The organism is Methanoregula sp., assembly GCF_003170075.1.
In the GTDB taxonomy this organism is placed as follows: domain Archaea; phylum Halobacteriota; class Methanomicrobia; order Methanomicrobiales; family Methanospirillaceae; genus Methanoregula.
Genome location: NZ_PMZU01000019.1, coordinates 1 through 19,480 on the forward strand (window position 1 = coordinate 1; position 19,480 = coordinate 19,480).

24 protein-coding genes and 1 tRNA gene are annotated in these 19,480 nt (G+C 53.5%); 15 read left to right on the top strand and 10 right to left on the bottom strand.

All coding sequences use genetic code 11. The annotated features are described in order from the left end of the window. Positions 1 to 257 precede the first annotated feature (257 nt). Genes nifS through QZN75_RS01495 form a run of 5 tightly spaced genes read left to right on the top strand, consistent with a single transcriptional unit; the run spans position 258 to position 3,416 of the window. Positions 258 to 1,454 carry a cysteine desulfurase NifS gene (gene nifS, locus QZN75_RS01475; RefSeq protein ID WP_292423845.1) on the top strand — a complete coding sequence of 399 codons (1,197 nt, stop codon included), beginning with the start codon at positions 258 to 260 and terminating at the stop codon, positions 1,452 to 1,454. Next, entirely contained in the window at positions 1,447 to 1,881 is a 435-nt protein-coding gene (nifU, locus tag QZN75_RS01480; RefSeq protein WP_292423848.1) for a Fe-S cluster assembly scaffold protein NifU, read from the top strand. The genes nifS and nifU overlap by 8 nt, the downstream gene beginning before the upstream one ends. A 40-nt stretch (positions 1,882 to 1,921) precedes the next feature. Next, positions 1,922 to 2,707 carry a HesA/MoeB/ThiF family protein gene (locus QZN75_RS01485; RefSeq protein ID WP_292423851.1) on the top strand — a complete coding sequence of 262 codons (786 nt, stop codon included), beginning with the start codon at positions 1,922 to 1,924 and terminating at the stop codon, positions 2,705 to 2,707. After that, positions 2,704 to 2,982, top strand: a complete 279-nt coding sequence (locus QZN75_RS01490; RefSeq protein WP_292423852.1) for a ubiquitin-like small modifier protein 1 — start codon at positions 2,704 to 2,706, stop codon at positions 2,980 to 2,982. The genes QZN75_RS01485 and QZN75_RS01490 overlap by 4 nt, the downstream gene beginning before the upstream one ends. An 11-nt stretch (positions 2,983 to 2,993) precedes the next feature. After that, positions 2,994 to 3,416 carry a molybdenum cofactor biosynthesis protein MoaE gene (locus QZN75_RS01495; RefSeq protein ID WP_292423855.1) on the top strand — a complete coding sequence of 141 codons (423 nt, stop codon included), beginning with the start codon at positions 2,994 to 2,996 and terminating at the stop codon, positions 3,414 to 3,416. Between the two features lie 35 nt (positions 3,417 to 3,451). Here the strand turns inward: QZN75_RS01495 and QZN75_RS01500 are convergent, their stop codons facing one another. Then, a complete protein-coding gene (locus tag QZN75_RS01500; RefSeq protein ID WP_292423858.1) occupies positions 3,452 to 3,688 on the bottom strand; it encodes a hypothetical protein in 237 nt (78 codons plus the stop codon). A 195-nt stretch (positions 3,689 to 3,883) separates the two neighbouring features. Between QZN75_RS01500 and QZN75_RS01505 the strand changes: the two genes are divergently transcribed. Continuing rightward, positions 3,884 to 5,386 carry a small ribosomal subunit Rsm22 family protein gene (locus QZN75_RS01505; protein WP_292423861.1) on the top strand — a complete coding sequence of 501 codons (1,503 nt, stop codon included), beginning with the start codon at positions 3,884 to 3,886 and terminating at the stop codon, positions 5,384 to 5,386. Between the two features lie 424 nt (positions 5,387 to 5,810). Here QZN75_RS01505 and QZN75_RS01510 read toward each other — a convergent pair whose 3' ends face one another. From QZN75_RS01510 to QZN75_RS01525, 4 genes are all read right to left on the bottom strand, one after another. Then, on the bottom strand, positions 5,811 to 6,734 hold the full coding sequence (locus QZN75_RS01510; RefSeq protein WP_292423863.1) for a nucleotidyltransferase domain-containing protein: 924 nt from the start codon (positions 6,732 to 6,734) through the stop codon (positions 5,811 to 5,813). Positions 6,735 to 6,749: 15 nt separating this feature from the next. Further along, on the bottom strand, positions 6,750 to 7,322 hold the full coding sequence (locus QZN75_RS01515; protein ID WP_292423865.1) for an L-threonylcarbamoyladenylate synthase: 573 nt from the start codon (positions 7,320 to 7,322) through the stop codon (positions 6,750 to 6,752). Then, positions 7,322 to 7,999, bottom strand: a complete 678-nt coding sequence (locus QZN75_RS01520) for a DUF5612 domain-containing protein (RefSeq protein WP_292423868.1) — start codon at positions 7,997 to 7,999, stop codon at positions 7,322 to 7,324. Before QZN75_RS01520 ends, QZN75_RS01515 begins: the two co-directional genes overlap by 1 nt. Positions 8,000 to 8,004: 5 nt before the next feature. Beyond that, positions 8,005 to 8,075, bottom strand: a tRNA-Gly gene (locus QZN75_RS01525). Between the two features lie 220 nt (positions 8,076 to 8,295). Here QZN75_RS01525 and QZN75_RS01530 point away from each other — a divergent pair. The 5 genes from QZN75_RS01530 (at position 8,296) to QZN75_RS01550 (ending at position 13,310) form a co-directional block, all read left to right on the top strand. Beyond that, positions 8,296 to 9,219, top strand: coding sequence for a hypothetical protein (locus QZN75_RS01530; RefSeq protein WP_292423871.1), 924 nt, complete (start codon positions 8,296 to 8,298; stop codon positions 9,217 to 9,219). Between the two features lie 474 nt (positions 9,220 to 9,693). Beyond that, positions 9,694 to 9,954 (top strand): hypothetical protein, encoded by a 261-nt coding sequence (locus tag QZN75_RS01535; protein WP_292423874.1) that lies wholly within the window; start codon positions 9,694 to 9,696, stop codon positions 9,952 to 9,954. A gap of 175 nt (positions 9,955 to 10,129) precedes the next feature. Beyond that, positions 10,130 to 10,918 (top strand): FHA domain-containing protein, encoded by a 789-nt coding sequence (locus QZN75_RS01540; RefSeq protein ID WP_292423876.1) that lies wholly within the window; start codon positions 10,130 to 10,132, stop codon positions 10,916 to 10,918. 96 nt (positions 10,919 to 11,014) lie between these two features. Further along, entirely contained in the window at positions 11,015 to 13,105 is a 2,091-nt protein-coding gene (locus tag QZN75_RS01545; protein ID WP_292423879.1) for a NosD domain-containing protein, read from the top strand. Positions 13,106 to 13,118: 13 nt separating this feature from the next. Continuing rightward, complete coding sequence (locus QZN75_RS01550) at positions 13,119 to 13,310, top strand: hypothetical protein (protein WP_292423882.1); 192 nt, start codon at positions 13,119 to 13,121, stop codon at positions 13,308 to 13,310. Between the two features lie 13 nt (positions 13,311 to 13,323). On the opposite strand, the gene QZN75_RS01555 is transcribed toward QZN75_RS01550, so the two are convergent. The 4 genes from QZN75_RS01555 to QZN75_RS01570 all read right to left on the bottom strand — a co-directional run bounded on the left by QZN75_RS01555 (position 13,324) and on the right by QZN75_RS01570 (position 15,734). After that, on the bottom strand, positions 13,324 to 14,511 hold the full coding sequence (locus tag QZN75_RS01555; protein WP_292423885.1) for a deoxyguanosinetriphosphate triphosphohydrolase family protein: 1,188 nt from the start codon (positions 14,509 to 14,511) through the stop codon (positions 13,324 to 13,326). 188 nt (positions 14,512 to 14,699) lie between these two features. After that, positions 14,700 to 15,161: a YbhB/YbcL family Raf kinase inhibitor-like protein gene (locus tag QZN75_RS01560; RefSeq protein ID WP_292423887.1), complete on the bottom strand. Its 462-nt coding sequence runs from the start codon at positions 15,159 to 15,161 to the stop codon at positions 14,700 to 14,702. Positions 15,162 to 15,265: 104 nt separating this feature from the next. After that, a complete protein-coding gene (locus QZN75_RS01565; RefSeq protein ID WP_292423890.1) occupies positions 15,266 to 15,367 on the bottom strand; it encodes a hypothetical protein in 102 nt (33 codons plus the stop codon). 19 nt (positions 15,368 to 15,386) lie between these two features. Then, positions 15,387 to 15,734: a YbhB/YbcL family Raf kinase inhibitor-like protein gene (locus QZN75_RS01570; protein ID WP_292423893.1), complete on the bottom strand. Its 348-nt coding sequence runs from the start codon at positions 15,732 to 15,734 to the stop codon at positions 15,387 to 15,389. Between the two features lie 208 nt (positions 15,735 to 15,942). Here QZN75_RS01570 and tsaA point away from each other — a divergent pair, with 208 nt between their 5' ends. The 4 genes from tsaA (at position 15,943) to QZN75_RS01590 (ending at position 18,293) form a co-directional block, all read left to right on the top strand. Beyond that, on the top strand, positions 15,943 to 16,362 hold the full coding sequence (gene tsaA, locus QZN75_RS01575) for a tRNA (N6-threonylcarbamoyladenosine(37)-N6)-methyltransferase TrmO (protein ID WP_292423896.1): 420 nt from the start codon (positions 15,943 to 15,945) through the stop codon (positions 16,360 to 16,362). Positions 16,363 to 16,468: 106 nt separating this feature from the next. Then, positions 16,469 to 17,362: an Mrp/NBP35 family ATP-binding protein gene (locus tag QZN75_RS01580; RefSeq protein ID WP_292423899.1), complete on the top strand. Its 894-nt coding sequence runs from the start codon at positions 16,469 to 16,471 to the stop codon at positions 17,360 to 17,362. A gap of 6 nt (positions 17,363 to 17,368) precedes the next feature. Next, a complete protein-coding gene (locus QZN75_RS01585) occupies positions 17,369 to 17,677 on the top strand; it encodes a hypothetical protein (RefSeq protein WP_292423901.1) in 309 nt (102 codons plus the stop codon). A gap of 160 nt (positions 17,678 to 17,837) precedes the next feature. Then, complete coding sequence (locus QZN75_RS01590; protein ID WP_292423903.1) at positions 17,838 to 18,293, top strand: hypothetical protein; 456 nt, start codon at positions 17,838 to 17,840, stop codon at positions 18,291 to 18,293. A 147-nt stretch (positions 18,294 to 18,440) separates the two neighbouring features. Here QZN75_RS01590 and QZN75_RS01595 read toward each other — a convergent pair whose 3' ends face one another. After that, positions 18,441 to 19,436 carry a hypothetical protein gene (locus tag QZN75_RS01595; RefSeq protein WP_292423906.1) on the bottom strand — a complete coding sequence of 332 codons (996 nt, stop codon included), beginning with the start codon at positions 19,434 to 19,436 and terminating at the stop codon, positions 18,441 to 18,443. Between the last annotated feature and the right edge of the window lie 44 nt (positions 19,437 to 19,480).

Consider the following 19,480-nt stretch of genomic DNA (forward strand, 5'->3'; position numbering starts at 1 on the left):
GCTTCCATCATATCACAACTTTTAAATTATCACAATTGTTACATAATATGTTGTATTCACAATTGTGAATCAGTTGTGCGACAATAAAAAGCAATGTCTCATTTGCTTCAGAATGGGAAAACGGCGCGTCATCTTTGCGAGGACCGGTTCATGTGAAATAACCGGGCCAACCGGGATATACAGGGTGACCCCATTGTGACAACAAAAGAATAATCAGACGACGAGAGCACATATTCACGTATACAAGGTAAGAAAGCATGGGAAAACAGCGTATCATCTACATGGATCACTCCGCCACGACATACGCGAAAAATGAAGTCGTAGATGCGATGATCCCTTACTTCACCCAGCACTTTGGCAACCCCTCATCCATCTACGGGATTGCACGCGAATCAAAGACTGCCATTGATACGGCCCGGGCACAGGTGGCAAAAGCGCTCGGGGCGGATCCCGACGAGATTTATTTTACCTCGTGCGGGAGCGAATCCGACAACTGGGCGATAAAAGGTGTTGCCTATGCCAACCGGAAGCGGGGCAACCACATCATTACCACGAAAATCGAGCACCACGCCGTCCTCCACACCTGCCAGTTCCTTGAAAAAGAGGGATTTGTGGTGACTTACCTCCCCGTCGACCGATACGGCCGCGTCGATCCGACAGACCTTGAGAAGGCGATCACTGACAAGACGGTTCTTGTTTCAATCATGTACGCGAACAACGAGATCGGCACCATCGAACCGATCCGGGAACTTGCGGAGATTGCAAAGAGGCACAAGGTGTACTTCCACACCGATGCGGTACAGGCGATCGGGAATATCCCTATTGACGTGAAGGCGCAGAATATCGATATGCTCTCGCTCTCCGCCCACAAGTTCTACGGCCCCAAGGGAGTCGGGGCGCTCTATATCAGAAAAGGCATCCGGATCGAGAACCTGATCCATGGCGGCGGCCAGGAGAGGAAGAAACGTGCCGGCACCGAGAATATTGCCGGGATTGTCGGGTGCGGGAAGGCCATCGAACTTGCAACAGTCAATATCGAAGGCCATAACGCACGGATCCGGGCGATGCGCGACCGGCTCTTAAAGGGCGTTCTTGAGAAGATCCCGTATGCCCGTCTTAACGGTCACCCGACTGAACGGCTGTCGGGGAACTTCAATGTCAGTTTTGAATTTATCGAAGGGGAGTCCATGCTCCTGTGGCTTGACGATGAGGGTATCTGCGCATCGACCGGCAGCGCCTGCACGTCCGGTTCGCTCGAACCCTCGCACGTGCTGCTTGCCACCGGCCTCCCGGTGGAAATCTCGCACGGTTCGCTGCGGCTGACGCTTGGCGATGCCAACACTGAGGAAGATGTTGATTTTGTGCTTGAGGTGCTGCCGAAAGTGGTATCACGCCTGCGGGATATGTCTCCCTTGTACCAGAAATCGGCAAAAAACGGAGGATGCAATGTATAGCGAAACCGTGATGGATCATTTTAAAAATCCGCGCAACGTCGGCGAGATTGAGAACCCTGACGGTGTCGGGGAGGTCGGGAACCCGGTCTGCGGCGATATCATGAAGATCTTTTTGAAGATCGAGAATAATGTTATCATCGACGCAAAGTTCAAGACATTCGGCTGCGGTGCGGCAATCGCATCAAGCAGCATGGCCACCGAACTTGTCCGGGGAAAATCGCTTGAGGATGCCTGGAAACTTTCCAACAAAGCGGTCGCCGAGGCACTTGACGGCCTGCCGCCAATAAAGATGCACTGCTCGGTGCTCGCAGAAGAAGGCATCCATAAGGCAATCAATGATTATCGCGTCAAGCATGGCCTTGAGTCGTGGCAGGAGTCATCCTCTCATTCACATGAGCACGGTGAAGATCCCGTGTGTCAGCAGTAGGGCAGGCACCCTCGTATTTCCAATTATTCCGGTGAAACAGATGCTTTCCAGACGCGAACGCGAACGGTACAAACGGCAGATGATGCTCTTTGGCGACGAAGGGCAGGAACGTTTGAAAAAGGCCAATATTTTTATTGCCGGGGCCGGGGGGCTTGGCTCACCGGTCTCGATCTATCTTGCGGTCGCCGGGGTGGGCACCCTCACGGTAGTGGACAAGGATGTCGTCGAACAGACCAACCTCAACCGGCAGATCCTGCACTGTGACCGGGATATCGGCAGGAAGAAGGTTGTATCGGCCGAAGAAAAACTGCATGCGATCAACCCCGATATTACCGTTAAAGTGATCGATACTACCATCGATGAATCGAACTGTGCACAGCTTGTCGGCCGGGCGGATGGCATTGTCGATGCGATGGACAACTATCCCACCCGGTACCTTCTCAACGATATCGCGCTTGAAAAAAAGATCCCGCTCTTCCACGGCGCAATACGGGGGTTCTACGGGCAGGCGACCACGATCATCCCGGGAAAGACCGCGTGCCTGCGCTGTATCTTTCCTTCTGCCCCCCCAAAGGAAGTCTTCCCTGTGATTGGAGTGACGCCGGGATTCATCGGGATGATCCAGGTCAACGAGGTACTCAGGTACCTGCTTGGCACCGGGGAACTGTTGGCAAACCGTCTCCTGATCTGGGACGGGATGACAGCGCACGCGGAAGAAATTGCTGTTGTAAGAAACCCGGCCTGCATATCGTGCGGCACAGGGCATATATCAAAGGATACAACAGCAGTAAAAGCAAAGAAAATTACAACAGGAAAGAAGAAATGACCGTCAGGATCAGGTTTTTCGCCCGGTTCCGGGAACTGCTCGGGACCGATATCGTGGTCGATGCTCCGAAGAACAAGGGGCTGTCTGACCTCGTTAAGGATGTGGCCGGAAAGAACCAGGAAGGGTACGATGCGATCTTCGATGAGAAGGGTGCCTTCCGCGAGTATGTTATCCTGATGCAGAACGGCAAACGCGTGGAAACGTCCGATGCGCCAGCAATCAGGGTTGCTGAAGGTGATGAGATCGCGGTGTTTCCCCCGGTTGCAGGTGGTTAAGGAGTGCGGTTATGATCACAATTCAGACAGAGGATGTCGACATCGGAAAAATGATCACTGCGGCAAAGCAGCAGGGGACCGGCGCCATTGTCGTCTTTGACGGGATCGTCCGGGACGATGATATCCGCGAGATGGAACTGGAGGCGTATGAGGAAGTTGCGCTCCCTGAACTGGAGAAGATCGTGTCAGAAGCAAAAAAGACCTGCAACCTGCTCTCTGTCGATATTATCCACCGGATCGGACGTCTTGCCGTCGGGGAAAACATCCTTGTCATTGTAGTGGGAGCGGGGCACCGCGAGCAGGCCTACGAAGGCTCCCGGTTTATCATCGAGGCGATCAAAGCGGGCGTCCCGATCTGGAAAAAAGAGATCCGCAAGGATGGCGACCGTTGGGTGCCCGGCGAGCACCAGCACGGGTGCGGGGCCGGGAAATAACCCTGCAAATCAGGAAAACGCCCCGGCCTTTCCTGTCACGCAACCCTCTTTTCCGTGAGTTTCCGGTACATCTCATCGCCCACGCATTCCCGGGCGTGTTTGCACCACTGTACGCATGATGCAATATCGTTATAGATTACAAATCCGCATGTGCTGCACTTCACCGAGACATCGTTGGAAAATAGTTCGACTTCTTCCCCGCACTGTGGGCACTTTTTGATTGCAAGTGTCGGCGTTTTCAGGTTTGCCGCTCCGGGACAATGATCCAGCATGCTGCCATCCCTCACATGTATGTCATCCTCCAGGTACATGAACCGGACGGTTCACCCGTTGAGCCTCATAAACCGGGGAACCGGTAAGGGAAGAGACCTGATATATCGTCATATCTCCCGCGGGAAACGGCAGGAGAATGGTGCAACTGCTATCCAAAGATGTATGAGTGCCCGGTGCAAAGATTCCGGCAGGTTATGACAGAAAAGCAGTTTATTTCAACGATAAAATACGTCGCATCCGCAAAACCGGCTTTTCTGCTTTCTGAGATTGCAGTTTACCTTGATGACCCGGAGACGGTCGACCAGATGTACGCAGCACTCCTGCCGCACCTTGCCGATCTCGGCCTTGCCGTAAAAAAGATCCGCGATGATTACGAGATCTCGCGGCTCCTGCCATCCCCGGCATACTTTCTGAACGCTGCCGAGGAACAACGACTCAGTGAGTACCTTGAACTTCGTACCATTCCCCCGGCGCTCGAAGAGGCCATCGGGCAGTATATCACAAGAAAAACCGGTAAGGACTGGTCTGACCCGGTCATCCTCGAACGGCTCCGCCGTGCCATTGTTGCCCAGAAGGACGATTACTGGAAACCGACAAACAAACGGTCACTCCTGTACACGAAAGGGTATTCGGTGCTCGGCTATCTTGCGTACCATTTCCCGGTCTACTTCATGCAGACCCGGCACCTGCTTGCCGAACTCGCCCGCGACGGTCTGCTGAAACGTGAGATGACTATTCTCGATCTCGGCACCGGGCCGGGAGTCATACCGCTTGCCGTCGCGGATTTCTGGACGTGCCTGGATACGGCCCGGGCAACGGTCTTCCCGGTCGAACGTTCAAAAGAGCATATCGAGGCATTTACGCATCTGGTAAAAAGTGTTGCCACAAAGGATTCCCTGGTGACAATCAAGCCCGCTCTTGAAGCGGATATCACCTCACCCGGGGAAGTGGCGCTCCCGGAGCGTGTCGATCTTATAGTTTTCTCGAACGTGCTTAACGAGCTGGCCGGCCTGCCGGTTGCAGCGCGTGTAGACGTTGTCATGAAATATGCAGACCGGCTTGCACCGGACGGCACAATTCTTATTGTCGAGCCCGCGGAAGAGACGACCTCTACCAATCTGCGTGTCCTTTCGCTTGCGCTGAAAAAGCGGGGGCTCTCCATCTATGCGCCCTGCACGTTTGTCTGGGGCACTAACTGCACGCCGGACCGGTGCTGGAGTTTCCAGACTGCCCCCTCCATCCGGCCCACCCGGATCATGAACATACTTGCGGTGTGCGACGAGCCGTTCCGGTACGTGAACACTGATATCAAGTACAGTTACGTGATGCTACGGAAGGATGGGAAAACACGTTCGCCCTGTCATCTCCCAAAGGGTACTAATGCCATGCGGTTGTCCCGGATACACCTGAACGTGGGAAAACGGATCACGGTGGTGGCGGCAAAGATGTCCGAGGATCTCGGCGATAAGGAGACCCATATGTTCAGGCTCTGCGACGGTTCGGCGGAAAAACCAGTGTACGGGGTGCTGCCTGTATTTCATATCACCCCGTCAAACCGGGATCTGGTCTCTGCACCGTACGGGGCTGTGCTTGAATTAAGAGATGTGCTGGTGCGGTATAACCCGGCGCACGATGCGTATAATGTGCTCGTGAGCAGGAATACGCAGATTAATGCTACAGGTAACCGGGCAGTATGACGGCCATAAATGGGAGCCCCCGATGAGCGGGGGAGGTTCATTCTGTTATATGGGGGTACCCAATACCATTACGTCATCGATGCGGTCACCCATTATTCGGGAGGTACTACGCATACAGGCCCGCATATCCGGTATATCAACCAACCGTCGGATCTGACCGGCCTCGGAATTGCTATTACGGAATTTCTTAAGCCGATCCCCTCGCCCCGTAAATGCATTATCTTTGACTCTGTAAGCATGCTCCTGATCCATATCCCGTTGGCGACCACTTCGAAATTCCTTCACTTTGTGGTCAACAAACTGAAGATATCTGAAGTGTCGGACATCTTTTTATGCGTGTAAAACGGTCTCGATCCCGTGATCCTCCCCCATATAACGACATTTGTAGACAAAATTGTAGACTTTGAGGAGAAGAAAAACAAAATCACTTCCCAAGCAGCGTCTTTGAAATAATATATTCCCCTTTTGCCTGACGGGTCGTCCCGATGATGAGCCAGCGTTCCCGGCCATGCTGCTCCAGGACCCCGCACGCCTCAATGGTCTCTCCTGTGAATGCCTGCCCGCTGTAGGTATGGGTAAACGAGAGGACGTTTGTGACCGATTCGTGCTCGACATTGTAGACTGCCGGGTTGTCAAATGCGAGCGAAGCATCGGTCACCTTTGCAACGATCGTCTGTTTACCGAGCACATCTCCTTTACCGGAAGGTGCCCCGGCGAGGTTATCATAGGAGCGCGTATAGAGAATATCGAAATAGGTACCCTCAATCTGGCCCCGGTTCCATTTCCGCTGCTCGTGAAGAACAAAGATATCATAAGGGATCTCAGGTTTGCGCTTCTCGTACACCTTGCGCCACATATCCGGAGACATGCCCTCGATCCTGCCGTCAGCGATACCCTGTTTCACAAGCGCCTGTGCAGTAAACCAGTGTTTCCCGTATACCACCATGTCAATATCCGAACTTTCGTTCTCAAGGCCGCACAGGAGCGACCCGGTACAACCGACAGCACCCGGCGGCAGCTGGAACAGGTCAAGAAGTTTATGGACCCTGTGATGCGATGCGGCGATCCGGGAGATCTCCAGATCCGGTTTTAACACCCGGCGCAGATCGGCGATGGGAATGCGCTGGACAAGGCCGGAGTATGCCGGTTTTTCACGTGCGATCTTCCTGTATGCGTCCTCGAAATCGTATTTACGGTATCGCTGGCCGGATGGGTCAACCCGTTCGCCCTCATTGCCCGGGACATACCTGAGCACGCACCCGACGTTTTTTTCATTGTCATAGCTTGAAACTGCATAGAGCCAGCCATCAGGATCTTCCACAAAATCGCGCAGGCGGATCGGCAGCATGTGGCAGTCTCTTTATCAGCAGGATCTCAAAAATTCTTCTATTATATCGGCGTTCGCGCCGCGACGGATGATAGTTTTCGTTGTAAGATCGACAACCGTGCTTGGTGTCCCGGGCAGTCTGCCGCCATCGATAAGAAGATCGTGGGGCACCGTGCATTCGTCCGGGGTCTGGGGGTCTTTTCCTCCGGAGAGGTTTGCGCTCGTTGCGGTCAGGGGTGCATCGAACCGCTCGATGATCTGCCGGGCAATGTCGTGCGCCGGGATACGGATGCCAATGAGTCCGGTCCCGCCAGTCAGGATACCGGGAATCGTCTTTCGTGCCGGCACCACTACCGTCACCGGCCCGGGCAGGAATCTTCTGATAAACATTCCCATCCTGGGATCGATACGGGAGACTGCGGCAAGCATCTCGAAATCGGAGACCATAATGGAGATCGGCTTTGCAAGATCCCGCTTTTTGGCCTCGTAGACTTTCACTATTGCCTCTTCCGAGAAGGCATCGGCGCCAAGGCCATAGAGGGTATCGGTCGGATAGACGATGAGGCCGTCATGCATCAGCACCGACACGGCCCGTTCAATGATATCCATTAAAATTCCCTACCGCGGACACGGTTGATATCAAAGACTGCCTTGCTGCTCACGTGCATGACGGCAAACACTCCTGCTTGGATCGGGTCGGTGACGACAAGGTCGGCATGTTGTGGCACGGTTCCCGCCATCTTGAGCGCGATGACCGGGATACCTGCCTCCCGCACACGGTCGACCGCTTTTGAGATCTCCCCGCCCATAATCGACCCGGCAAGCACGAGGATGGATGCACGGGGCAGGCGCGAGACCGCGTCAACAGCAAGTGCGAGAGTCCGTTCCCCGACAAGGGGGATGGTATCCACCGATATCCGTTCGCCCCGGATATTGTGCCGGTCGGCCTCGTTTACTGCGCCAAGCGCCACCTGGGCGACCTGTGCGCCGCCTCCGATGATAATTACACGGGAGCCGAAGATATCGCCAAAGGGCTGGAATGATTTTACGTCCCTGACCGATGTTATCGCCTCAAGGTCAAGCACCAGTTGTTCGCGATCAGGCCCCGGTTCGTATTCTATATAGAGTTCTCCCATTCCTGTATGTGGGCCGGAATCGAAGATCTCCTGGTTTACCATGAGGATGTTCGCCCCATGTCCAGCAATCACCGTCGTGATGTCCCTCAGCACGCCCTTGGTGTTCTCGGCAATGATCCGCATTGCACAGCGTTCAGGTTCCGTGTCCATACTGATGCGATAGCCGGGGATCGAACCCGGGTTAGAAGCTTGGGAAGCTCCTGTCCTGCCGCTAGACTACTATCGCGTTTTTAATTCTGCTCTATGATATTGCCTTATTCCGAAGATAAATATAGTGTTTGATCCGGGTTGCCTGTCTTTTACTGGGGATTGTCGGGTCGATATTTTTAAAAACGGCAGTGCAGCATAATAATACACTACATGTTCGTGTTCATGTGCCCGGGGCATATCTTGGTCCGTGAGAGTATCTTGGCACGGTCGTCGTTTGATAGAAGGGAGTTTTATCCATGAAAAATCCACGGATTTTCTTTATTCTTGCGCTTGTTGCGGCGCTCATTATCCTGACGTGTCCGATCCAGGCTGATACCGGGACGCAGGGGGGGGTAATCTACCAAACTTCATTTGCCACGAACCCGCAATGGACGACCAACAATCCCTCTTGGGACTACTGGGATAAGGCAAATGAGACGTACCATTTCCGTATTGAGCCAAGTACCCAAAATTCTGCGTACTCGCCCGCGATCAAGTACGGGAGTGGATCGTTTAATCTTCAGTACGATGTCACACTGGATCAAGTTGATACGGGCGCGACGTTCCGGCTGGGTTTTTCCGGCACCGATATGGATTTCAATAAAGGTCCGAACGTTGTTACCGAATTTACCAACGCAAAATACGGCCAGATCATGGTGCTTCACGTCGTTACCCAAAGTGCAAAACAGGTAGAGGTCAGCAGTGATACATCCTCATATAAAGGACCGAGCGTCAAGTATGAAGTCAATACCACTTATCACGTCGAAGCGGATTATAATGCTGATACGAATGTTGTGACCGAAACCGTCACCAACAAGGCAACCGGCGAGCAGCTCTGGAGTTACTATATCAGTATCCCGGATCCCCTCAAGGGCATGAACCGGATTTATATCGGTTCTGTCGGTGATTATGGCACAATGAACATTTATGCCAGAGGGTGGATCGATAACGTAGTTCTCACGGCCCCGGTTCCGGCTACACTCACAACACCACCCACGCAGATAACAACGCCCCTGCCCACGTATTCGGTGCGCCCGACAACAAAGGCGACTACGGCCGCTGTACTGACGCCGATTCCAACCACTACCAGAAAATCCCCCTCTTCAGGAATGATCGCAATTGCCGCTCTTGGGATTGTCGGAACCTGTACCGTTGTCCTGACAATGCGCAAGAAGCGATAAGAACAATATCAAACCCAGGATAATTCCCCCCCGCTTTTTTGTATTCTGCGCGGTGATGATCTGGATGGTCATCCCCTGATTCCTGACCTCCACTGGCTGTCCGGCTGTTATTTCATGTCCCTTTTCTTTCCTGAAACGCCGGAATATCATGCAGATCAAAAAACATCTACGACTTCGTGACAGTTTTGAACAGGAATATGAACCGATGAAATCCCGGATTTTTGGCGAACCCCCGGTAGCAGTCCGGAAAAATTAAAAAAAAGGAGAATTGGGTTGGCTTTTCCTGTATGAAGCCTGGAGGAGTTGCATCAGGATTTTTCCGGCAGGATGCTTGTGTTTCACGAACCTGCCGGGCATGAATATATCTGAGAAGCCACCATTGCAACCCGTCCCTCATGGCACTCATGTGTGTAACACGAGGGTCTCCCGAAGGGATGGGGGTGGCGGCAATCATTCGTATGGGTGCGTGGCGGAATGGAAGGGCCCGGTTATTCCGGTCATGCTGGATGTGTCACTGTATCCCGGCACCGGTCCCATGTCTACGATAACATTCCCCAACCCAACTGTGGGAATGTCACCGGGTTCTGCGGCATCCGCCGGGTGTACCAGGAGACCGACCATGATCAGGAGCAGTGCGGTTCCCATCATGATCTTACCGGTATCCGTCGCGTGTGCCTCCGTTTGGTTCTCTCATGGGTCGGTGACACGCCGAAACTCTTAACGGCTATCACCTGATCTCATGGTTGCATCCTGCGCCAGATATATTACCCCCATGTTTCGGGTTAGAGCATTGAACCTGCAGGTTACACGGTGCATAAGGGAAGGACAACACATAAACCAGTAAATCCGTATCATTTGTTCATGCATAGGGTTATAGGACGACAAAGCGACGTACTTCTCAGGAATATATATGGACCCGGCAGATAAGTTTCCCACGATTGTTGTTGAGGATACTGCTGAATCGCTCGACGAGCTTTCGGAATATCTGGATGTGCTATCAAGTAGCGCCCGGCTTAAAATCGTGAAGTTTCTCGAAAAGAAACCCCGTGACGCGCGGGCGATCTCCCATGAGATCGAGACCAGCTACGAAAACACCAAAAAACACCTTGACAGGCTCATGAGTGTCGGGGTGATAAAAAAAGAGGCGGGCCTCGGCGCTCCCACATCAAAAGGTATTCATCCCGTCTGGCAGTACTCCCTTGTGCCTGGCGGTATGGAAGCCATTATCCGGAATCTCGGACTGTTCTCCAATACACGTGTCCAGATCATCGGGGGAGAGATCTCCAAGAGGCTGGAATCGGTTAAAAGCACGCTCACTCAGGAAGTGCTGGGTAACGTGCCGGCAGCAATCGTTCTGGGTGGCCATGATGATGGCAGGATCTTCCTTTTGAAAGCTGACACCGTCCCTGTCGGGAGAATCGACCCCGAACACCCGGCGGATGCGATCGGGGATGCGGGTGTCGAGATTTCCGGTACCTATACAGCGGTAACCCGGATATCAAAACCCCATGGAAGATTCCTCTCGAAAAAGAATGCATGGTATTTTGAAGACTGCGGGAGTACTGGCGGAACAGTATTGAACAATGCGCCGCTGGAATCTGGTGTACCCACACAGGTTCATGACGGTGATCTCCTTGAACTTGCGAAAGGAGCGGGTGGGATGAGGCTGCTCTTGATCATCCCGAAAATCCACAAATGAGTATTCATAATATGAGTGTATGGACGAGTACTGTCCTTTAGGTCCTGACATGGACCGATGAATAAAAAAATGCTTCAGAATTCTGGTTTCCCCTTCATGATGCGCAATCTCAGCAACTTCCTGTTCTGCTGTGTAATAGTGCTGCTCATAGGTGCGGTATGTATTTCTCCGGTAGCGGGAGCACAGTACACTGTTGCGCCTACAGGAGGGGGGTTTACCAGCATCCAGGCTGCGGTCACCTGGGCATCCCCCCTGGATACGATCACGGTCAGGAGCGGGACCTACCCGGAAGCGGTCAGAATCGATAAGAAGATCACGCTTATCGGGGTCGATACCGGTGGCGGCGCACCGGTTATTGACCCGGGATCGCAGGGGGCGGCCCTTGCGATTGTCGCGGATGGTTGTACCGTCAAGGGTTTTATTCTCCAGAACAGTGCGGCAATGAGCGGGGTCCTGATTACCTCAGACGGGAACACGATAGAGAATAACACCCTTATGGGGAATGCAGAGGGAATCCAGCTGGCATCTGCAGACGATAATACTATTACCGGCAACACTGTCACTGGCAGCAGCAGCGCAGGTATCGTGCTCACAAATGCAAAGAACAACTTGATTGAGGGAAACCGGATACTAAAAAACGCCATTGGAATAACGCTTGATGAAACATCCACCTCCAATACGGTTACCTATAACACATTTTCCAATACAGAGAATGTCCTGTCAAAAAGCACCGGTTCGCAGTGGGAATCCTCGTCGGTTATGTCATATGTGTATCTGGGAAAGGCTGTTCTGGGCAGGATGGGTAATTACTGGAGCGATTACCATGGAACTGACCAGAATTCCAATGGCATTGGGGATACACCGTATGCGGTGGGGTCCGGAACGAATCTCAACCTGGGGATCGTAGCAATCCAGAACACAGCTGATCCTGCCCCTCTCATGGATCCTATTGAGTATTATTCGCTGATCAGCCCTGCTGCTTCCGGTAACCTTGCCGTAACGGTAACGTCAATCCCTGTGAATACCCGGAAAACGGCGCCGGTAGATCAGGGGTTTCCTCTGGCTGACATCGGGGCTGTGGCAGGTAATGACAACGGTGGCAGACCGGTGGTTGCGCTTTTTGTGCTGGTACTGCTGGTGGGCATTGGTGGCATGATCTTCATCAGATCCCGCAAAAAACACCTGGCTCGTTTCCCGGTAAACCCCTCATCATCCGGCGAGACGCATCCCCTGCCCGTGCCGGACCTGAATGAACCTGAAGAAGTACACGAGAACATCCCTCCGCCTCCGGACACAGGATCAGAGTCTACAAAGACGGCCCCGGAGACTGAAGTCGAACAAACCCCCAAGGAAACGCCGCCGGCGTCAGGTCGCAAGTTCTATTTCCCCCCGGAACTTGAGAGCCGGTACATGGATATCAGGCATATCGGGAGTGGGGGTGTGGCAAATGTCTTTGCTGCACACCGTAAAACGGACAACCGGCTGGTCGCCGTCAAGATCCCCATCAGCTTTGATGAAGTGACCGGCAAATGTTTCTTAAACGAGATCACTGCGTGGCAGAAACTCCGGCACAAAAATATCGTCGAAGTGCTGGAGGTTAATATCCTCCCTGTTCCTTATGTCGAGATGGAGTACGTGCCGGGATCGCTTGAAGCGGTGGCAAAACCCCTGCCGGTCTGGAAGGCCGTGCATCTCGTCCATGGGATCGCTGATGGGCTCGCGTACGCCCATGCGCACGGGATCATCCACCGTGACATCAAGCCGCATAATATTCTCGTGACCGGTTATTTTGTCCCGAAAATTTCTGACTGGGGCATGAGCAAGGTCATTGCAACCACGATGGAGAAGTCAAGCGTTGCCGGGTTCTCGCTCTCGTATGCAGCACCGGAGCAGGTCTCTCCTGCAGAATTTGGCAGGACGGACGTCCGCACGGATATCTACCAGCTGGGTGCGCTTTTCTATGAACTCGTCACCGGATCGATACCATTTGGGGGAGAAAGTATTGTTGAAGTCGGTAATGCGATTGTCAGGGAAGACCCGACACCCCCGACGGAATATAACCCGGATGCGGAGGCAGTGGAAAAGATTATCTTAAAATGCCTGGCAAAGAAGCCACAAGACCGGTACCAGACTGCAGACGAACTGCTGGACGCACTCTCCCGGTACCTTGATGAGGACGATAAATGAGCAGGTGATCGGTATGGCGGACGAACAGAAAACCTATGAGCCTGCGACCTGCGGGCACTGCGACGGTATCGGGTGCACGTACTGTAACAAAACGGGAACGGTCCTTGTTCTGGCGCCAAAGAAGCACTGCCCCGAGTGCGAAGGTGCCGGGTGCATCTACTGCGGGTTTACCGGTTGGGCGCACCCGAAGGGCAGGTACGACTGACTCGTGTGCCTATTTACCGGAATGACCCTTCAACCCGGCGAGGGAGCACGCACTCCTCAAAGCGTTTCAGGAAATACCGGTCGGTCATGCCGGCGATATAGTCACGGACAAGCCCGGCAGGGGATGTCGAGCGGCTGTAGTCCCGGTTGACCCATGGCGAATTGATAAATTCTGTAAAAATTTTTGAGTCGCGACGATCTGATTCAACATCCTGAAGATACTTTGAAAACAGGATACGGTACATGGTTCTGATCTTGTCCCGTTCCGCGGTCAGTTTCGGGTTGTTGTAAATCCGTTCCCGGGAGAACGCCCGAAGTGTCACCAGCGCATGTTCCACCTCCGGGCTGTAAGTGATAAACCCCGCCTCATCCGCATCGCTGTTGTCAAGCAGGTCGTGGATCAGGGTATCGATGATGGCACGGTTGTCGATCCCGAAAATCTCTTTACATTCCTTTGGGATGTCATTCATATCGGTTATAAGGCCGACCTCCTGTGCATCCTGGAGATCGCGCCCGATATAGGCGATCGTATCGGCAAATTTGACAACACAGCCTTCCAGGGTCATCGGCGCCCCGGACCGGCTCTCTGTTGCATAATCCTGTATTTTCCGGTCAAATGCCGGCCAGTCCGGGCATGGCTCCGGGGAGATACGGATGTCATCCACCTCGCCGTTATGGCAGAGGATACCGTCCAGCACCTGCATGGTCAGATCCTGGTCCTCGATCTGGTCGAGGAACCTGATACTCTGAACATTGTGGGAAAATTTTCCGATCCCGTGTTCTTCACAGAGTGCCGAGAGGCAGGACTCGCCAAAATGCCCGTACGGGATGTGGCCGATATCGTGCCCGAGCGCGATTGCTTCGATCAGATCCTCGTTGAGGCGCAGGCACCGGCCGATCGTGCGGGCAATCTTTGACACGAGCTGGACATGGATCACCCGGTGGGTGATGTGATCGTTCTCGACCAGGTAAAAGACCTGCGTCTTGTCGATGTACCGCGTATATGCCCGGGTGTGGAGGATCCGGTCCGCGTCCCGTGAATAAGGGGTCCGGATATCTCCCGGTTTCCGGTTCTTCCGCCGCAGTGCCTGATCACTCCGTGTGGCATGGGAAGAGAGCAGAGCTTCACGCTGTTGCGTATACCGGTAAATCTGTGACTCCTGCCCGTGATCCAGGCCGGGGCGAGCTCCTTTTGATCTCATACTACACGTCAATCTGGGGGGCGGGGGGTGTTAAGGCTGACGCCCTTTAAAGCACTGGTCCCGCGGAATTGGACCAAAGGAAAAAGGGTACTACGGGCCGGTATTGTCCGGAGGCATGCGCCATCAGAATAAAACTGCCCGTTGTTGATCGTGAGTGTATCGATCCGTATTTCAGGCCGGCATCCGGGCTACCTCCCGTACGTCACGTAAGTTTCGCCGTACTGGACGACATGCCCGCCCATGGCTCGTAAAAATTCATTTTTTGTGGCACCAGGTGCAAGGTCGAGTTCGGCATCCAGCCCATATACCTTGAAGAAGTACCGGTGCGTCTGGCCGTGAGGCGGACAGGGGCCGGAATACCCGATCTTCCCAAAACTGTTCAATCCCTGTACAGCCTTGATCGGGAAGGTAACCGTGGGGTCTTTTGGGATCTTTTCCGGAATAAGCTTCGCGAGCTCTATGTTCCATGCAATCCAGTGGATAAAACCGCCGCCACCGGGAGCATCGGGATCGTTGCAGATGAGGGCAAGGCATTTTGAGTGCCCGACATTCACATCGCCGACCTCGATCTCCGGCGACTTGTTCTCCCCGTCACAGGTGTAGGCGCTCGGGAGGGTTTTGACAGAAATTCTGACGCTTAAGGTTTCCATGTGCGGTTCACATCCGTTACCGGCATGATCCACGGCCGGTCTCATAAAGGTAACTCAATTATCCGGAAACGATCGGTATTGGGGTGGCCATGACTAGGGAGTTGTTACCGGGTACAGAGTGCGACGGTTTCCCCGAACTGGAGCACATGGCCTTTCATCGCCGTCACCAGCTCGTGCTTGTCTGATCCAGCCGGGAGTGCAAGCATTGCATCGAGCCCATACACCTTAAACTGGTAGCGGTGAGTCTCTCCCGGGGGGGCAGGGGCCGGTGTAGCCGATGATCCCATAATCTGTCAATCCCTGCACCGCAGCTACCGGAGCGATGACCGTACCCTCACGAGGAATTCCCTCCGGAATTACCTGTTCCGGAAGCAGGTTCCAGATGATCCAGGGAGTAAACGAACAACAGGTCTTGATAAACGGGTTAAAGAGCATGATCGCAATTGACACAGTGCCCGGGTCCAGACCCACAAGGGTAATGCGCGGTGAATAGTTGCCGCCGTCACAGGTATAGGTCGGGGGGAATTCAAGGAAGTCAAGTGTTACTTCAAGCGGCGTCATCATGCTGATCATTACTGTGGTACAGGAAAAAGGTGAGTCTGGCGTGACGATTCAGCCGGAAATTTCCGGCTCATGTAAGGTGCATTCGGGGGTGAACAAGTTGCCTACCATCGCTCCTCATGGGGATCTGAACTGGTGTTACCTGAAACAGACAGGGGGGCGTGATATCGGCAGTCTCTTATAGGACGCCGCAAAACGTGGAGAACAGGGATGAACAGCCATGGCCGGCCCCGACCGCTTTGAAGTCATACCGATAGGAACGATCCATTCACCATTCAAAACACCAGAAGATGCGCCCCGGCAGGGCCGGTTTTCTGATGCAGAGTCTGTCATTGAGATCTATGAGCCGTATGTGCCCGGCCTCCGGGACGTGGAACGTGAGAAACATCTCGTCGTGCTCTACTGGCTTGACCGTGCCGATCGCACAGCTCTCGCTGCCATACCCCCACATACCGGTATCGAACACGGGGTGTTTGCCACCCGGTCGCCTCACCGGCCCAACCCGATCGGGCTCTCGGTTGCCGATCTTGTCCGGCGGGACAATAACCGGCTGGTCGTGCGCGGGCTGGACGCGCTGGACGGGACGCCGGTGGTGGACATCAAATGTTACTCCCCCGGACTTGATTGCATACCGGAATAACATCCCGCCCTGCCACAATTGGACTGTTACCATCTCCACATCTTTATTGTCTTAAAAAGAGAACGTTAGGGGACAGATGTACCATATCGTACTCAAGAGGTAACCCATGGCAAAGAAACCTGCCGGTACTTTACCGGACAAACCCACGAAAGACTCCTGCTCTCACGAATGCTCCAGCTGTGCAACAGCGGGAACCTGCTCAGATTCGAAACCGGGCCTCCCCCCCAAGGCAGACATCGACGTAAAACATGTTATCCTTGTGCTCTCGGGGAAAGGCGGGGTCGGAAAATCGACGGTATCTGTGAACCTTGCATATGCACTCTCCAGCCACGGCTATCATGTCGGGCTTCTGGATCTCGATATGCACGGCCCGAACATCCCAAAGATGCTTGGGATCGAGGATCACAAACTGTCAATGCTCGGCAACAGGATCGAACCGGTCCATGTTACCGGGTCGCTCTCGGTTATATCGATGGCATTCCTGCTGCCGGATACGAGCACCCCGATCATCTGGCGCGGGCCCATGAAGATGGCGGCAATCAACCAGTTCCTCACTGAGGTTAACTGGGGATCTCTGGATTACCTTGTTGTGGATCTTCCTCCGGGCACCGGCGATGAAGCCCTCACGATTGCCCAGCTCGCGCCCAACGTGCGCGGTGCGGTGATCGTGACCACTCCCCAGGATGTTGCGACGCTCGACTCCAAAAAAGCGATAAAATTCGTCGAGAAACTCGGCCTGCCTGTCCTTGGTGTCATCGAGAACATGAGCGGGATGCTCTGCCCCCACTGCGGTCAGGAGATCGATCTCTTTGGGAAAGGTGGAGGTAAAAAGATTGCAGAAGAGTTTTCGGTGCCTTTCCTTGGCGCTATCCCGATCGATATCGATATGCGCAAGGCCGGGGACGAGGGGCGGCCGTTTATTATCCGGCGCGGCGACAGCGCCACGTGGGCGAGTGTGGACAAGATCATGGAAGCGCTCATAAAAGTTGTTGAGGGATAAAGCAACATGGACTACCTGCGGATCCTCACCGGAAAATCTGCGCCCCTCCCTATTTATGAGCCGGTCATCGCCTGCCTGGAAAACCCGCAGGCGTTCCCCGATCTTCTGGAACCCGTCTACCGCGAGGCGATGAAACTCGACGACGAGACGCTCGACCGGTTCCGGTTTGCTCTCCTGCGTCTCCAGCTCTATGCAGACATTCACAGGAACGAGGATCTGGAGAAGGCGATGCACATCCGCTATGTATCGCAGGTACTGGAGAAGGTAATCTTTGGTACGCTCGTAATGGAACCACAGGAGCCCGAAGCCTCCTGATCATTGTCTGTACCAAAAAGATATTATCGGGGTAAATGTGCAAGGATGATACCTATAAGTGTCCCTCCGGCACATGTATGATCTGATAGCAATACGACCTCAAGAATGATTTTACTTCGCTCATTCTGAATACGCGATAGACCATAAACCGGAGACAACAATGACATCACGCATGCATGCCCCTCACACGACCTGTCCGGGTTGTCAGGAAGAGGTTTTTCTGGATGAGCTTGTGGGAGGCAAATGCCCGCTGTGCGGTTGTTCACTGGAAGACTTCGAAGAGTCAATCGGTGAGTATGACGGGATCCTCGATCGTTCCGATCTCTCGTGGCTGATCTTCAATTATTTTGTCTTCAAAAAGTTTGTCGATCTTGGAGTTCCGCCGTCGCAGATCATGGGTTTTGTCTCAAGTTACGAGCAGAATGCAGACAAGCCCCCTGAAGAGTGGACGAAAACGGAGTTCTCCCTCGAACTCCCGATGGGGGTCCTCGACCGGATACGGCCAAAGCGGTGTGCGAAGTGCAACCGGCTCTTTGTGCGGGGCGGAAGAAAACAGATCACCGGTGACATGCGTCACACCTCGGTGCGTATCCAGTACGTGTGTGACCGGTGCTAAAATATTCTCATATCTGCTTTTCCATTGAATTTTTTTTGATTTTTATGACTTGTCTTTCAGGGTTTGATGTGTTCTGTTACCCTCTCAACTGATCAATTCCGATCATACCGGGGGGTGACAAACTCAAAAATGCCCCGTAACGTTAACTCACTTCCGCAATGACGCCAGCATAATAATCCCGATGATAACAAGTGCGGCAAAACTGATGATCAGAGGCAGGATAACACCATAGAGGGTCTCTCCTCCTGCTGGCAGCTCCGGTTGCAGGGAAGAAAACGTGGTGGTGCCTGCAATGCGATATTCGAGAATAGTGAGCAGTGCTGAGGCATTGCCCGTTGTGGTGTATTTTTGTTCGCTGATAGTCACGATATATGAACCAGCCGGCAGGCCGGGGGCATCGAGCGAATAGATCCACTGGTTTGTATTGGTGCCACTCTCCACCGGAATGGTTTGCGATGTGATCAGATCGCTCGAGGTCGCATTTCTGATTTCTACTTGGAGCAGGTTCTCCGGACCAACATTTGTTATACCGGTGATCAGAATCGCTTCCCCGGTGGTCTGGTCAGGCAGTTTACCGGAATCGCTTTCACTGACCCGGTTGAACCGCATGTACGGCTCCTCAACGTAAAAGTAATAGGGAGTGAAGATATCGTCAACTCCCGTCTGCCCCGATATATTGAGAATGATGGCGGCTACCGGACCAATGTCTGCCGGGAACGATGATTTTTGCCCGATGTTGGTGATGGCTTTTCCCTGATCTGCAATTCGTATGCCATCGCTCCAGAGCAGCGGGGCGATCTCAAAAATCTTGTCTGCCCCGGGATCTTGGATCAAAAATGCGTACTCTCCGCTGGAGAATTTGTTGGATTCTTCGGGTTTGATAACAAAGGTGTAATTTCCTTTTTTATCCGGTGTTGCTGTTTTGGTGTCAAAATAGTTTCGCCCGACGATCCAGAGAGTTACAGAACCATTTAGTGCATCGGTACCCGTAAGCGTGACCGTATCTGCTTTCGCAATGGTCTGCGGGCCGCTGGTCACGGCGGTGAGCCCGGCAGATGCCGGCAGACTCAGAAATACTATCAGCGCAAGCAGGATTATGATTTTGCGTTTCCTTGCCTTTATATATTCACTCTTATATGACATGATTGTGTTACCGGGCACGCGATCGTGTATGTAAATAGGGGGCG